Raw genomic sequence first — 14,512 nt, 5'->3', positions numbered from 1 at the left:
CCCGTGCCTTCAGCTCTGAAGGGCGATGTCGTCGAACGACTCCAGGCGCCGCCAGCGATCTTCCGGCGTACGGAACGGCGGCATCAGGTCGACATCCGGCAGCGGTCCGAACTCCAGCTCCGTGAGCTCCGCGATGTCCGAGACCGGCACCTGGTAGGTGCGGAACGGACCGAGCGGCGGCGGCGCGCCCGGCTTCGCCCCGGCGAGCGCCCGCTCGGCGTCACGGCCCAGGTCCGGGCTCTGGTCCAGTACGTACGCGGTGGAGGCCAGCGCCCCCTCCTGCATGAACGCGACCACCTTCCAGAAGCGCAGCGGCACCTGGATGCCCCGGTAGGGCGGATCGGAGTCGTGCAGCACAGGACCCGTGAGGATCGTCAGCCTCCGGTCGAACTCCGCGGCGTGGTCCAGGAAGTAGTTCTCGAGCCCCTGCCAGAGCTGTCTGCCCTGGTTGATGAGGTCCGACTGCGGGACCGCGTTCGGGTAGTGGAACGTGTCGGTGGCGGCACGGGCGGCCACGGCCGCCGGGCCCCACACCGGGTCGAGCCGCCGCACCAGATGGCCCCGGTCCAGACTGTTGTTCCGGTAGACGTCGTTGCCGGCCTGCCGCTCGTCGGGCAGTCGCGGGTCGAACTCCCAGACGTCGTCCCCGTGTACGCCGTTCGCCGCCTGCACGCCGAGCCCGTCCTCGGACAGCTGCCCGCCCTGGACGCAGACCGCGGTCGAGGCGGCGAGCCGCCGGTCCGGCCGGAAGACCACCGTGAAGTGGGTGTACGGCAGGATCACCGTCTCCACCGAAGCGCGGACGGGCAGCGGCAGCGGCACGGTCGGGCCCAGGAAGTCCTCGTCGTATCCGGTGCGGTCGTCGAACGACTCGCGGCGCTGTCCACCCGCGCGCGGGTGCGGTGGGGAGGGCGGGGGATCGGTCGGTTCCATACGACGTAAGTACCGCGCATCACGGGTTCGCGCGCGGCGCCGGGCCCGCGGGCCACTCGATCAGCCCCGGAGCGCGGTCGCCAGTTGTGCCCGCGAGCGGACGTCCAGCTTCTGGTAGATACGGGTGAGGCGTGCCTCGACCGTCTTCACGCTCAGATACAGCTTGGCCGCGGCCTCCTGGTTACTGGCGCCCTGCCCCACCAGGTGGGCGAGGCGCAGCTCCGCGTCCGTGAGCGAGGACAGTGCGGGCAGCGAGTCCTCCCCGGCCGGGGTCTCGCTCGCCAGCGCGAGCCAGGGAGCCGCCCCTGCCCGTTCGAACACCGTCGCCGCCGAGTGCAGCGCGCTCTGCGCCGCCGAACGGCGCCGGCGCCGCCGCTCCACCCGCGCCAGCGAGACCAGCGCCCGCCCGTGCTCCAGCGGCAGCCCCGCCCCGGCGAACCGCTCGGCCGTGCGGGTGAGCAGCTCCGCCGCCTCGTCCGTCCGCCCGCACCCGGCGAGGTACAGCGCGTACGCCCGGTCGCAGCCCAGAAGTACGGTCGTACGGCGCAGCTCCTCGGCCACCGGACGCACCTCGTCCAGCAGCTCCACCGCCTCCTGCGCCGCGTCGTTGGCGAGCAGGGCCTCGGCCAGCTCCTCGTGCCAGCGCAGCATCGACGGGTCGACGGTCGACTGCGCGCGCTCGTTGGCCTGCACCCGGCGCAGCGTCTCCAGGGCGGAGGCGACGTCCCCGTTGATCAGCTGGACGCGCCCCAGGGCGTACAGGCTGCGGGAGAGGAAGACCCGGTCGCCCTCCTCCTCCGACGCCTGGACACTGCGCCGCGCGTAGCTGGCCGCCCGGGCGAAGCTGCCGCCCGCCGTCTCCGCGAGCGCGAGGGTGTACCAGGCCGGCCCGGGGGAGAGACCCGCCTCCAGGGTCAGGGCGAGCGACTGGCCCGCGTGGACGAGCGCCGCGGGGCACGCCCCGATACGGGACTCGATCGCGGCGAGCGTGGAGAACAGCTCGATCGTGTCCTCCACCGAACCGCGCCGCTGCACCAGCGGAAGCAGGGCGTTCACCTGGTCCCTGGCGTCGATCAGCCGGTCGTCGAACAGCGCGTGACGGAGCGTCAGAATCTGTGCGGCGTTACGGATACCGAGCGGACGCTCGGCCATTTCCAGGCCCCGCGCCTGGGCGAGCACCGACTCGGCGTCCGAGGCTCCGAGCGCCCGGTCCATCCGCGCCTGTACGGTCAGCGCCTGCGCGGCCGTCCGGGGATCGCCCACCGAGGCGGCCAGCGCGGCCGATTCGACGGCCGCGGCCCGCGAGCGCAGCGGATCGCCGTCCGCCAGAACGTATTTGACGGCCAGTCGGAGCAGGACGCCCGCCCGCAGCGCGGTGTCGCCCTCGGAGTCCTCCATCGAGTGCACATACATCTCGTCCAGGCCGGTCAGCCCCTGGCCCGCGGTGTCGAGGACCGCGAGCCGGGCGCGTACCCGGTCCGAGGGGGCCGCGTCGCGGGCCAGCAGGTCGGTGGCGGCGCGCATCGCGAGGTCGGCCCGGGCGGCGCGGGCGGCCTCCTCGGCCGCGTCCACGAGCCGCGTGATCCGCTGCGTGGCGTTCCGGACGGGCGTCGACTCGGCGGCGAGCAGGGCCAGTTCGGCCGCGAGCGCGCTGTTGCCGCGCCGCCGCGCGAGATCGGCGGCGTCGGCGACCTCGGCGGCCAGCGACTCGTCGGGGATGTCGGTGGCCAGCGCCCGGTGCCGTACCGCCTCGACCGAATCGTCCACCACGCGGGCGAGCGCGGCGTGCCCGGCGCTGCGCTCGGCCCAGCAGGCGTCGTGGACCAGCGTGGAGGGGAGCAGTCCGGCGGTGAACGCGACCGTGCCGTCCTCGGCGAGCGAGACCAGGTCGGCGCGCTCGGCGGCGGCGAGGTCCGCCTCCGCGTTGGGCCGTCCGGCCCGGCGTATCAGCGCCGCCGTGGGGCGCAGCGCCAAGGCGGCGAGCAGCAGCGTCTGCCGTACGTCGGGGGGCGCCGCGCCGAGGAGCTGCCGCGCCAGATCACGGGCCCTGCCGGACAGGGTCAGAGCGTCGGCGTGGTGGACGGGGGTGCGCGCGTCGGCCAGCGAACGGCCCACGGCGAGCGCGAGGCGGGGGTTGCCGCCGCTCGCCTTGTGGATCCGGCCGGCCATTCGGGACGGCAGCCGGTGGTGGAAGAGGAGCTCGGCGATCTCGTCGGCGTGCAGCGGCGGTACGAGCAGGATGTCGGCCTCCGACGGCACCCAGAGCCGGGCGTCGTGACCGTCCTCGGCGCCGTACGCCTCGGGGGTCTCGACGGCGATGACCCGCAGCGCGGGCGGGGCCAGGTGCAGGGCGAAGCGCAGCAGGTCGGCGCTGTCGGCGTCGATGTGCTGCACACCGTCCACGACGAGCAGCGCGGGGCCGCGGGCGGTGAGGGCCCGCAGGATCTGGGCGATGCCGAGGCGCAGGGCGATCGGGTCCCAGCCGCCGTCGTAGAGCGGCGCCTCGCGGCACAGCATCGCGACAGCGGTCCGCTGGGGCCCGGGCAGCCCGTCGAAGACCCCGGACGCGGTGACCGGACCGACGGCCGTACGGAAGCCGTCGGGGCCCTCGGGGTGGGCTCCGTGGCCTGGGAAGGCTCCGTGGCCCGGGTGGCCTGAGTGGCCTGCGTGGCCTGAGTGGCCTGCGTGACCTGGGAGGCCTGTGTGGCCTGGGTTGCCTGTGTGGCCGACGGGGCCCGTCGGCCCTGATTGCTCGTGGTGTCCCGGGTGGCCGGCGTACGTGATGTCGCTCGTCGGTGAGTCGGCGGCAGCGGGGCGACGGGCGACCTCGCCGTCGGGCGAGACGTCCGCGCGCGGCGCGGGAACGCCGGGCAGCGGGGCGCCGGTGCGGGGCGCTTCCGGTCCGGAGGGGGCGGCTGCGTCGGCCGCCCTCGGCCAGGTCACCGTCGCCGCCGCCGAGGCGACGAGTGCGGCGGCAGCCGCGCCCGGTATGTCACGGTCGGCCGGCAGGGTCGCCAGCCACAGGACGGTCTCGCCGCGCGCCTCCGCGCGGGCCGCTTCCGCCAGGGCGACCTCGGTCTTGCCGACGCCCGCGGTGCCCGTGAGCAGCGCGCGGCCGCGGGAGTGCAGGACGCGTTCGAGTCGGGAGAGCAGCTCCTCCCGGCCCACCGGCGCTGGGTTTCCCCCCACGCCCCCGGGGCGCAGAGGAAGGTGTGCCGCTGTCGTCACGTGTCCACCCCCTCCGGCACTCGGGCCCTGCCCGTGAGCCCCGTGGGGCAGAAGAATACGGAGCGTACCGGCGCAGTCCAGGCCTGTTGTCCGGCATACGGACAGTCGATGTCGGTCACCACGCCAGGACGCGCCCGTGGTGTAGACCACGAGCGCGTCGCTGACCAGCAATTATGCTGTTGTGGGGGGTGGTTCAGGTGGGGCTCAGAAGGTGAGGTTCCACGAGTCGATGTAGCCGGTGTCACCCGAGGCCACATCGCGGACCTGCAGCTTCCAAGCGCCGTTGGCGACCTCGCTCGACGCGTCCACCGTGTAGGTGGTCACGACGTTGTCGGCGCTGTCCGAGCCGGAGGAGGCCTTCAGGTTGCGCACAGTGCCGTCGGGAGCGACCAGGTCGATGACCAGGTCCCCGCGCCAGGTGTGCTTGATGTCCACGCCGACCTTGAGGGCGGCGGGGGCGTTGCCGGTGCGGCCGGTGACGGAGATCGTCGACGACACGGTGGTGTTGTCGGAGATCGTGACGTCGGTCGCGTTCGTGAAGACGGTGCCGGTGGGCGGCGTCGTGGTGGTGACCGCATTCACGGTCTTGGCGGCGTCGGCGATGCCGGTGCCGCAGCCGCCGGTGCAGGTGCCGGGCAGCGGGCGGGCGTTGGACTTGATCGCGGACTCGATCTCGGCCGGGGTGAGGCTGGTCTTCGCCGACTTCAGCAGCGCGGCGAGGCCGGCGATGTGCGGCGCGGCCATCGAGGTGCCCTGGTAGGGCGCGTAGTTCTCCGCGGACTGGGTCGTCGCGCCCGAGTTCAGCGTGGAGTAGATGCCGTTCTGCGGGGTGGTGATCGTGCCCGGCGTGTCGGTCGCGCGGCGGGTCTCGCCGCCCGGCGCGGCCACGTCGATGTTGGCGCCGTAGTTCGAGTAGAACGAACGGTTGCCCTCGCGGCTGGTGGAGGCCACGTTGATGACGTTCGCGCAGTTCGCGGGGGTGAAGCCGGACGCGTTGGCGTTGCTGTTGCCCGCGGCGACGACGACGGTGGTGCCGCGCGAGACGGCGCCGTTGATCGCGGTCTGGTAGACGCTCGGGCAGGTGGAGCTGGCGCCGCCCAGGCTCAGGTTGATGACCTTCGCCGGGGTCGCGTTGGCCGCGACGCCCGGCACGGTGCCGCCGGACGCCCAGGTGATGGCGTCGGCGATGTCGGCGGAGGAGCCGCCGCACTTGCCGAGCACGCGAACGGGCTGGATCTTCGCGTTGTACGCGATGCCCGCGATGCCCTTGGTGTTGTTGGTGACCGCGCCGATGGTGCCGGCCACGTGGGTGCCGTGCCAGGAGGAGTTGGAGGCCTTGGAACCGAGGCCGCACTCGTTGTCCGTGGCGTTCCAGTCGCCCTCGTCCTTGGCGTTCGCGTCACGGCCGTTGCCGTCGCGGGCGTCCGCGGAGTCGGAGATGAAGTCGTAGCCGGAGACGACGTTGGTGGCGAGGTCCGTGTGGGTCGCGTAGCCGGTGTCGATGACGGCGACGGTGACGCCGGAGCCGGTGGTCTTGTCCCAGGCGGTCGGGACGTTCATGCCGCCGGTGGCCTCGAAGAGGTCCCACTGCTTCGCGTAGTCGGTGTCGTTCGGGGTGACCGCCATCGCGTACGCGCGGATGTCGGGCTCGACCGAGGCGACCTGCGGGTCGGCGCGGAAGGCGTCCATGACCTCGGCGACGTCCTGCTTGGTGGCGCTGTCGCCCAGGTCGACCAGCGCGGCGCCGCCGGCGAGGCGGCGCTCGAAGGCGAGGCGCTCGCCGGTCGCGGCGCCCTTGGCGGCCGCGTCGCTCTTCGCGGCGGCGTTGGAGCCGGCCTCGGCGGTCTTGGACTTGTAGGTGACGATGACCTTCTCGACCGGTGCGCTGGGCAGTGCGGTCATCGCCTGCGCGGCCGGAGCCGGCTTCGGCGTGGCAGCGGCCGGGGCGGCGGCGAACGCCCCGGAGGAGGTGGCAGCGGCGCCGATGATCGCGGCGCTCGCGACCACGACGGATATGACTCTCCGCCTGGAACTGTTCAAGGTGTTCCCTTTCAAGCACGACGTAGGTGCGGAGCAGTGGCGGCGGCGCGGGAGACCACGGCGCGATGTGGGGTCGCGGTCCGTCGTTCCCTGGGCTTGGGGGGCCCGTGCGCCGCCACCGGCGACACGACGGCCCGGGTCAAGGCCGTCACCGGCGGACACTACCCACCGCTCCCCATGAACCTGACAGGCGGGGCGGGGGATGGGATCTGCCGGTGCGGCAGACAGTAGGGAACGGCGAGATGAACCCGATACGGGGAAAACCCTTGTCGGCCCCCGAGGGGGTGGGGGAGGGGGTGTGGGGCACGCGCGGGTTGACGCGATGTGACGTCGGCGCGCGGACTTTCGGCCGGAAATGTCGCCACGCAAGGCGCCCAGAAAGGGAGATGTCAGGGCATAGGGAAACCCTGCGCCTTGCTCAGTAGCGGAACGTGTCATGCCAGTTGTCCGGTCGCCGACCCCCTCCCGCGGCTCGCCCGACGGTGACCCCCGACCCTGCCGTCCACCTGCCGGCAGCATCTCCTGTTCAACGGCCGGGCGAAGGCCTAGCCCAGTTCGAGCGTCGTCACTCCGAAGATCCGTTCACGCGCCACCGGCCGGACCTCGCCCGTGTACATCCGGGCCGTCTCGAACGTGGGCTCCAGACCTCGCTCCGCCGCGAGCGCGGCCGCCGCGGGGTTCGCCTCGGGCATGTCGATCGCGATGCGCGGCGAGCCGAAGGCCCGCGCCTCGGCGGCCAGCGCGTCCAGGAGGGCGGCGGCGTCGGCGGGTGTGTCCGCGAACAGGGGCCCGACGCGTGCCTCGTCCTCGGCCGGCCGCACCACCCCGTACCCCGTGAGGCGCCCGTCGACGACGCGTACCAGTGCCCGATGGCCCGGAGTGGTCAGCCACGGCACGAGGAACCGCGGCCGCTCGGCGTGGTGGCAGGCGCTGTCGTACGCGGCGAGGGCGGCCGGGTCGACCCGCGCCGCGGGGACCACATCGGGCGCGGGGGCGCCGGCCGGACCGGACTCGCCCACGTACCGGGCGGTGCGGTACGCGAGGGAGAAGCCGGAACGCCGGTAGTTGTCCTGCTGGTCCGGCACCCCGTCGAGCCCGACCGCCCGCTCACCGGCGTGCGCGAGCCCGGCGCGCCAGGTCGCGAGGCCGTGGCCGCGACCGCGACCGCGCAGATCGGGCCGGACGAGATAGAAACCGAGGAAGGCGTACCGGTCGCTGTAGTTGACGACCGAGACGGCGGAGACGGGCTCCCCGTCGATCCGGCCGAGAAAGAACCCCTCCGGATCCTGGGCGAAGAACGCCGGGGCGTCGGACGCCCCCGGATTCCACCCCTCCTCCGCCGCCCATCCGCGCACGACCGACCAGTCCTGGAGGGTGGCCGGGGTGACATGGAGCGTTCCGGGGGTGGGGGAGGCCATGGGCGTTCCTTCGACAGCCGGTGGAGCACGGGGCGGTGACGGGCGAACCGGACGAAGCGGTCCGATCCTAGCGAGCGCGCCCGGCCCGGCGGGCCGGCGCCGATGCTTTCGGGCCGCGCGGAACCGGCGGCGGTGGGCCTGGGCCTTCGACGATCCCGTACTGTCCGCGGTACAGGACACAACCTGTCCGCTATTGCTGCGAGGGTGATCTCCGGATCGTCCCCGGACCGGAGAGCAGCAGCATGACCGTCCTCGACACACGCGCCCTCAACCGCGCCACCCTCGCCCGCCAGTACCTGCTGGAGCGTGCGGACGCACCCGTACGAGACGCCGTGGCGCACCTGTGCGGAATGCAGGCACAGGAACCGCAGGAGCCCTTCGTCGGCCTGTGGTCCCGGCTGCGTGACTTCGCACCGCGACAACTGGACGACGCGCTGACAGGCCGCCAGGTCGTGCGTACCCACCTGATGCGCCGGACCGTCCACCTCGTCACCGCCGAGGACGCGCTGGCCTGGCGGGCCCGCCACGACGCGATGTTGCGCCAGCGCGTGATGGCCACCTACCGGCGCGAGCTCGCGGGCATCGACGTCGACGAGGTCGCCGCGGCCGGCCGGGCCGTCATGGCCGACGGGCAGCCCCGCACCATGGCCACGCTCGTCGAGGAGCTCGACGGCCGGTGGCCCACGCCCCCGCGCCGCGTCCTCGGCGAGCTGCTCGTCGCGGCCCTCATCCCGATGGTCCAACTCCCGCCCCGCGGGCTGTGGCAGACCAAGGGCGGTGTCCGCAACCTGCCCCTGGCCACCTGGCTCGGACAGGACGTCGACCCGCTCTCCCCCGACGTGACCGACCCGACCGGGCAGCAGCTGCTACGGCGCTACCTCGCCGCCTACGGTCCCGCCGCGACCGCCGACCTCCGCGCATGGAGCGGCCTCGCCGGACTGCCCGCCGCCGTCAAGGCCCTCCGCGACGAACTCGTCTCCTTCCGCGACGAACGCGGCCGCGAGCTCCTCGATCTGCCCGACGCGCCGCGCCCCGACCGGGACACCCCCGCACCGGTCCGGTTCCTCCCGGCGTTCGACAACGCGATCCTCGGCTACGCCGACCGCGGCCGCATCATCGACGACGCCCACCTCGGGCTGTCCGTCGCCGGCCAACGCGCGGTCCTCGTCGACGGCCGCGTCGCCGCCATCTGGACCGTGCACGACGGACAGGTCGCCGTCACCCCGCTCCGCACCCTCGCCCCCTCGGAGCGAGAAGCCGTCCACGCCGAAGCCGAAGCCCTGACCGCGTTCCTGGGCGGCTGAACAGAGCGCGCCGGGTCAGGGGCGGCCCTCACCCCACCAGCCGAAGCGCGGTCCCCGCCACCCCGACCCGGACCGTCTGGCCCCAGGCCAGGTCCAGTGCGTCCGATTCCATGCCGTCGCCGAAGGCGACCAGGCGGTCCGACTCCACCGTGAGATGCAGGGAGCTCGTGGCGTCCAGCACACCCTCCACCCGCGTCGTGCCCGTCGTCGGGGACGGCCAGGCCTCGCGGACGAACCAGGCGAGGCGGCGGGCCGTCGGTGCGGGCAGCGCCAGCGGGCTGGAGCGTTCGTGCCAGAGGGAGCGGAGCCATCCCGTGGCGCCCGTGCCCGTACCGATCAGGACGCCCGAGGACGCCTGCGGTTCGGGTGCGGACCGCCTCGCCCCCGTCGGCTCCGTCGCCCCTGTCGTCCCGGTCGCCCCTCTCGCCCCCGTCGGATGTGCCGACACTACGGACTCCGCCGACCCCGCCGACCCCGTACCGCCCTCGACCGCGAGGGTGTAGCGCGCGGTCTGGTGAGTCGGCGGGCCCAGGTAGATCTCGTTCAGCGCGAGGAGCCGCTGCCCGTCGTCCGTCACCGCCTCCGCCATCGTGAGCGCGTCCACCCCCGTTCGCCCCGCCGACGCCACCGCCGACCGCAGCAACGCCCCCGCGTCCGCCGCCCGGTGCCGGACGAGGACGCCCGGATTCCGCCCCGGGTCGGTGTCGATGCCGACGACCGGCTGCCCGTCCAGGTACTTGGCGGCATTGGCCACCAGACCGTCCTGCCCGACCACCACGACCACGTCCTCGGGACCGAACAGGAACCGGTCCAGGTCCGCCCGCTCCACCCTCGCCTGACGCCACGACAACGGCACCGCCGCCGCGACCTCCGCGAGCCCCCGCAGGTTCCGCTCGTGCCGCCGCTGTACGTCCTCGATGCTCCGGCCCCGGCTCGACAGGAAGAACTCCGCCTGCCCGTGCGTACCGTGGCGCGCGAGCAGTCCCTCGTACTCCGTGACGCGGTGCACGAGCACCGCGCGAGGCGCCAGGCTCACGACGAGGACCCGCCGCCCAGCCTGCCGAGCAGCGCCGTCAGCACGTCGGGGGAGACCGTCACGCTCTCGATCCGCGGCAGGTTCTCCGCGGCCCGGGTCGCTGCCAGCGCGTGCAGCGTCCCCGCGTCGACCTCCCCGTGGACCCGGAGCCACGCCGCCTGCGCGGCAGCCCGCGCCTCGCCGACCTCCCGTGCCGCCTCCGCCTCGGCCCGCGCGAGCCGGACCTTCCGTACCGCCTCGGCCTCCGCCCGTACGGAGTCGGCGGCGGCACTCTCCTCGGCCTCGCGGCGTGCGTTGGTACCGCGCTGGTCGACGAGCCGCTCCTCCTGCCGGGCCAGCTCGATCTTGCTGGCGAGCTCGTTCTCGGCGATGGTCCGCTCACGCTCGACCGCCACGGCCCGCCGCTCGTACGTCGCCCGGTCCGCCTCCTGCTGGATCTGCTCGCGGGCCGGGGTGCGCAGTGCCCGCTCCACCTCCGGCTCCGGGCGGATCGCCACCACCCGTACCGCCACCACCTCGATCCCGGTGGCCGGCAACCGCGGCTCGGCCGCGAGCCCGTCGGCGATCCGGTCCCGTACCGCCGCCACGCCGTCGACCAGCGCCGCCGCCAGCGGGGTGCGTGCCAGGACGTCGAGGGCGTGCTGCTGGGCCGTCTCGGTCAGGAGAGTGGCGATCTGCTCCAGCGGCGCACCGCGCCACGCGCCCGTGTCCGGGTCGATGGAGAAGTCGAGCCGGGTGGCGGCCGCCTCCGGGTCACCGATCCGGTACGTGACGGTGGACTGCACGCTCACGTCCTGGAAGTCGGCGGTCCGCGCGTGGAACGCCATCGCCAGCTCCCGGTCGTTCACCGGCACTTCGGAGAGCGCGGCGGACAGGGAGCGGTACCAGAAGCTCAGACCCGTCCCGTCGTGGACGAGACGTCCGCGCCGGTGATGACGGATGTGCGCGGTGGGCGCGGACCGCAGATGGCGCCAGCCGGCGCGGCGGGTGATGTCGGCCATGGAACTCCCCCTTGTCGTCATGGTGACGATAGGGGGCTCGACTCATTTTCGTCAAGATGACGAAAGTGGGGGCTCCGGCCGGGTGGTGTCGTGGAGATGCGCCGAGACGTCCTCGTGCGCCAGGCGGCGCAGGGCCAGCAGGATCGGCTCGTAGAGCATCGTGTACGCGACGGCCGCCTCGATCGCCTCCTCCACGGCCGGGTACTCCTCCATCACCGTGTACTCCTCGGCGGCGATCGGGCGCATCACCTCGGCGTACCGCCGGATGTGGTCGACGCCGCCCCGGTATCCCAGTGCGCGGAGGGTCACGACCGCCCGGGTCAGCGCGGCGAGCGCCGGCGCCCCGTCGCTCACCCGCCAGCCCATCTCGGCGAGCAGGTCGCGCATCTCGGCGAAGACCTCGTCCCAGAGTGGGCGCTCGGGATCGGAGGGCTCCGGCGGCGGGACCTGCGGGCCGAGCATGTACGCGGCGGCGCTGACGCGCTCGTGGCGGCCGGAGGCGGGATCGTCCGCCACCGCCAGGACGTCCCGGGCCTGCTGGATGGTCATGCCGCCCACCGTGAGCAGCGCCCGGACCAGGCGCAGCCGGCGCAGATGCTCCTCGCCGTACTCCGACTGCCGGGCCGTGACCGGCGTGCCGGGGGGCAGGAGCCCCTCGCGGAGGTAGTACTTCACGGTGGCCACGGACACGCCGCCGCGGTCGCTCAACTCGGAGAGGCGCACCAGCGATTCACCGTTCCCGTCGTCTCGACACCGATACCGAGAGGTTGTACTCCGCCCGTTGAGGATAGTTCAGCTATCCAATGGGGGGATGCGGGAGGTTCCGGAGATGGAGTGACCCGCCGTCAGCCGTTCGTCCTCAGCCGGCTACGGGCGCGGGAGTGGGCGCGGGGGTGGCTGCCGCCTCGTCCCTACGGGGCGAGGGCAGTGGCTGTCCGGAGGCGACGACGGGCGACGGAGCCGGGGGTACGGGAAGCGCTCCCGCCCCGGTCGTCAGGAGCACCACCCCGCGTGCCGCCACCATCGAGGCGGCGGCCGCGACCAGCCAGCCCCACACCCCGGCGCGGAACGTCTCCCCGAGCAGCGCCACGCCGATGATCGCGGCGGCGGCCGGATTGGAGAGGTTCACGACGGCCAGCGGCGCGGCCAGGCCGCCCCGGTAGGCGGTCTGCGAGAGCAGGAGCCCGCCCACCGCGAAGGCGGAGATCAGCACCGCGATCAAGGTCGTCTGCCACCAGGCGGTCGGACCGCCCGGCAACTCGCGGGCGAGCGCGGCCGTGAGCGTCTGCGTCAGCGCGGAGCCGACCCCCGAGGCGATTCCGGAGGCCGTGGCATGCCCCAGCCCCCGGCCGCGACCCGGCCCCCGGCCCTCGCGCAGCCCCCGGCCCGTCCCGCGCCCCCGGGTCGCCCCGCCTTGCGTGCGCGACCCCGGGCCTCCGTGCCGCCGTCCGCCCGAGGCGAGGGCCGCGATCAGGAGCGCCGTCACCGCAGCGACGACCACGGCCTCCCGCAGGCTGAGCGCGTCGCCCGGGGTCGCAGGTCCGGTGACCGAGATCAGGCCGACGAGCCCGGCCAGCGTCCACAGCGCGCCGCGCCATTCCGCCCGGGTCACCCGCCGCCGCGCGTAGTACGCCCCCAGGGGCAGCGCCGCCACCAGGGTCAGCGCCCCCAGCGGCTGAACGAGCGTCAGCGGGCCGTAATGCAGCGCGACGACATGGGCGAGCGCGCCCGCCGCGTTGAGGCCGACCGCCCACCACCACTGGCCCCGGGCGAGCAGCGCGCGCAGCGCTCCGCGTCCGCCGTCCGAGGACGAGGCGAGCCGGGACTGGGCCACCGCGGCCAGTGCGTAGCCGGCGGCGGAGACCAGGGACAGGAGGACGGCGATCATGGTGCCCTGGAGGCCGTTCATCGCAGTACCTCGGCCGGACGGGCCGCCGCGGCGCGGAGGAGGGGCCCGGCGGCGGAGCCGGTGCCGGGAGTGCGTACGACCGCGAGCGCGGCACCGAGCAGGGCGGCTGCCGCGAGCGCGTCGAACCAGTAGTGGTTGGCCGTGCCGACTATCACCAGCAGGGTCAGGGCCGGATGGAGAAGCCACAGCCACCGCCATCGCGCGCCGGTCGCGGCGATCAGGCCGATCGCGACCATCAGCGCCCAGCCGAAGTGGAGTGACGGCATCGCGGCGAACTGGTTCGCCATCGAGTCCGTGGCGGGAGTCGCGCCGTACACCGACGGCCCGTAGACCCGCGCGGTGTCGACGAGCCCCGTCGCGTCGAGCATGCGGGGCGGGGCGAGAGGCATCAGGAGGTGCAGCGCGAGCGCGGCGGCGGTGAGGAGGGCGAGGACGCGCCGGGACCAGACGTAGTGCTCCGGCCGGCGCCAGTAGAGCCAGGCGAGGAACGAGATCGTGGCCGGGAAGTGCACCGCCGCGTAGTAGGTGTTGGCGGCCCGGACGAGCGGTTCGCCGTGCATCAGGAGGGCCTGTACGGAGCCCTCGCCGGGGAGATGGACCCACCGCTCCGCGTCCCAGATCCGGTCGGCGTTGTGGAAGGCCCGCAGTTCGTGGCCGTTCGCGAAGAGCCGGCCGAACTTGTAGACGACGAACAGCGCGGTGACGAGCAGCAGCTCACGCAGCAGGGGCGGTCGCGCGGCGCGCGGGGCATGCGGCGGTTTCGGCGTGTCCGTCGGGGTCTGGACAACGGTCGGTCTCGGCGTGCCCGTCGGGTTCGGGGTAGCGGTCGGCCCCGGTCCGGTGGGACGTGTCCCGCGTATCCCGGCAGCCATGACCCGGCCCCTTTTTCCGTCAAATCGCCTGCAAACGGAGGAAGCCTAGATCCGAATTCATCGAGACGCAAGCGTCTCGATACGTTTGCGTCTCGATTGTGCACCCCCTACTCTCGTATGTGCAGAGAGCTGTCCGGGAGGAAGCCATGTCCACGCAGGCCGCGACCGAAGCCGCCCGCCGTAGCAAGATCACCCCCGAGCGGGAGACCGAGCTGTACGAGGCCGTGCTCTGCCTGCTCCGCGAGGGCGGCTACGACGCGGTGACCATGGAGGGCGTCGCGGCCCGCACCAAGTGCGGCAAGGCCACGCTCTACCGGCAGTGGGGAACCAAGCCGAAGCTCGTCACGGCCGCCCTGTCCAAGCAGCGCTGTGTGTTCTTCGCAGGCATCGACACCGGTTCGCTCGCCGGCGACCTGCGCGAGGCCGCCCGCCTCGCCGCGACCCGCCGCGACCACGACGCCGAGCTGATGGAGGCCGTCAGCCAGGCATACGTCCAGTACCCCGATCTGCGCGAGGCGCTCCGCGAGACAGTGATCAGCCCCGAGATCGCCGCGCTCGACGAGATCCTCCGGCGGGCCGTGGAACGCGGCGAGATCGACCCGGACAACCCGGCGGTCGGGTTCGTCGCTCCCTGCTTCCTCGGCATGCTGCGCATCGAGCGGCTCTTCGAGGAGCGGTTCGCCGACGCCTCGACCATGCGCGTCTTCGTCGATTCCGTCCTGCTGCCCGCGCTGATGCCGGCGGGGCGCGCCGACGTGTGACCGTCCGCCC

Annotated in this window: 11 protein-coding genes; 2 read left to right on the top strand and 9 right to left on the bottom strand. The window is 73.6% G+C overall.

Annotated elements, in window-relative coordinates; genetic code table 11:
• Positions 1 to 9: 9 nt before the first annotated feature.
• From ACFY8U_RS03280 to ACFY8U_RS03265, 4 genes are all read right to left on the bottom strand, one after another.
• On the bottom strand, positions 10 to 933 hold the full coding sequence (locus ACFY8U_RS03280) for a DNA/RNA non-specific endonuclease (RefSeq protein WP_389564943.1): 924 nt from the start codon (positions 931 to 933) through the stop codon (positions 10 to 12).
• Positions 934 to 993: 60 nt separating this feature from the next.
• On the bottom strand, positions 994 to 4,041 hold the full coding sequence (locus ACFY8U_RS03275; RefSeq protein ID WP_389566135.1) for a LuxR C-terminal-related transcriptional regulator: 3,048 nt from the start codon (positions 4,039 to 4,041) through the stop codon (positions 994 to 996).
• Between the two features lie 324 nt (positions 4,042 to 4,365).
• Entirely contained in the window at positions 4,366 to 6,063 is a 1,698-nt protein-coding gene (locus tag ACFY8U_RS03270) for a S8 family serine peptidase (protein WP_389566132.1), read from the bottom strand.
• A gap of 683 nt (positions 6,064 to 6,746) precedes the next feature.
• Positions 6,747 to 7,619, bottom strand: a complete 873-nt coding sequence (locus tag ACFY8U_RS03265; RefSeq protein ID WP_389564940.1) for a GNAT family N-acetyltransferase — start codon at positions 7,617 to 7,619, stop codon at positions 6,747 to 6,749.
• Between the two features lie 242 nt (positions 7,620 to 7,861).
• Between ACFY8U_RS03265 and ACFY8U_RS03260 the strand changes: the two genes are divergently transcribed.
• Positions 7,862 to 8,923, top strand: a complete 1,062-nt coding sequence (locus ACFY8U_RS03260; RefSeq protein WP_389564937.1) for a winged helix DNA-binding domain-containing protein — start codon at positions 7,862 to 7,864, stop codon at positions 8,921 to 8,923.
• A gap of 28 nt (positions 8,924 to 8,951) precedes the next feature.
• Here ACFY8U_RS03260 and ACFY8U_RS03255 read toward each other — a convergent pair whose 3' ends face one another.
• The 5 genes from ACFY8U_RS03255 to ACFY8U_RS03235 all read right to left on the bottom strand — a co-directional run bounded on the left by ACFY8U_RS03255 (position 8,952) and on the right by ACFY8U_RS03235 (position 13,741).
• On the bottom strand, positions 8,952 to 9,959 hold the full coding sequence (locus ACFY8U_RS03255) for a hypothetical protein (protein WP_389564934.1): 1,008 nt from the start codon (positions 9,957 to 9,959) through the stop codon (positions 8,952 to 8,954).
• The gene (locus tag ACFY8U_RS03250; RefSeq protein WP_389564931.1) at positions 9,956 to 10,960 is read right to left on the bottom strand and encodes an SPFH domain-containing protein; all 1,005 of its coding nucleotides are present in this window, start codon (positions 10,958 to 10,960) and stop codon (positions 9,956 to 9,958) included. The genes ACFY8U_RS03255 and ACFY8U_RS03250 overlap by 4 nt, the downstream gene beginning before the upstream one ends.
• A 51-nt stretch (positions 10,961 to 11,011) precedes the next feature.
• Positions 11,012 to 11,683: a MerR family transcriptional regulator gene (locus ACFY8U_RS03245; RefSeq protein ID WP_389564929.1), complete on the bottom strand. Its 672-nt coding sequence runs from the start codon at positions 11,681 to 11,683 to the stop codon at positions 11,012 to 11,014.
• 136 nt (positions 11,684 to 11,819) lie between these two features.
• Entirely contained in the window at positions 11,820 to 12,869 is a 1,050-nt protein-coding gene (locus tag ACFY8U_RS03240) for a hypothetical protein (RefSeq protein WP_389564926.1), read from the bottom strand.
• On the bottom strand, positions 12,866 to 13,741 hold the full coding sequence (locus ACFY8U_RS03235; RefSeq protein ID WP_389564923.1) for a phosphatase PAP2 family protein: 876 nt from the start codon (positions 13,739 to 13,741) through the stop codon (positions 12,866 to 12,868). Before ACFY8U_RS03235 ends, ACFY8U_RS03240 begins: the two co-directional genes overlap by 4 nt.
• 146 nt (positions 13,742 to 13,887) lie before the next feature.
• Here ACFY8U_RS03235 and ACFY8U_RS03230 point away from each other — a divergent pair, with 146 nt between their 5' ends.
• Positions 13,888 to 14,502, top strand: a complete 615-nt coding sequence (locus ACFY8U_RS03230; protein ID WP_389564920.1) for a TetR/AcrR family transcriptional regulator — start codon at positions 13,888 to 13,890, stop codon at positions 14,500 to 14,502.
• The last annotated feature ends 10 nt before the right edge of the window (positions 14,503 to 14,512 follow it).

The sequence above is a fragment of the Streptomyces sp. NPDC012508 genome (assembly GCF_042902595.1).
In the GTDB taxonomy this organism is placed as follows: Bacteria; Actinomycetota; Actinomycetes; order Streptomycetales; family Streptomycetaceae; genus Streptomyces.
Note: the sequence above shows the minus strand (reverse complement) of the source record. Positions and strands in the feature narration are given on the sequence as shown.

Bases quoted from the DNA above. Each gene is read 5' to 3' on its own strand.
- ACFY8U_RS03280 (WP_389564943.1), bottom strand. From the start codon at position 933: ATGGAACCGACCGATCCCCCGCCCTCCCCACCGCACCCGCGCGCGGGT.
- ACFY8U_RS03270 (WP_389566132.1), bottom strand. From the start codon at position 6,063: ATGACCGCACTGCCCAGCGCACCGGTCGAGAAGGTCATCGTCACCTAC.
- ACFY8U_RS03265 (WP_389564940.1), bottom strand. From the start codon at position 7,619: ATGGCCTCCCCCACCCCCGGAACGCTCCATGTCACCCCGGCCACCCTC.
- ACFY8U_RS03260 (WP_389564937.1), top strand. From the start codon at position 7,862: ATGACCGTCCTCGACACACGCGCCCTCAACCGCGCCACCCTCGCCCGC.
- ACFY8U_RS03250 (WP_389564931.1), bottom strand. From the start codon at position 10,960: ATGGCCGACATCACCCGCCGCGCCGGCTGGCGCCATCTGCGGTCCGCG.
- ACFY8U_RS03240 (WP_389564926.1), bottom strand. From the start codon at position 12,869: ATGAACGGCCTCCAGGGCACCATGATCGCCGTCCTCCTGTCCCTGGTC.
- ACFY8U_RS03235 (WP_389564923.1), bottom strand. From the start codon at position 13,741: ATGGCTGCCGGGATACGCGGGACACGTCCCACCGGACCGGGGCCGACC.
- ACFY8U_RS03230 (WP_389564920.1), top strand. From the start codon at position 13,888: ATGTCCACGCAGGCCGCGACCGAAGCCGCCCGCCGTAGCAAGATCACC.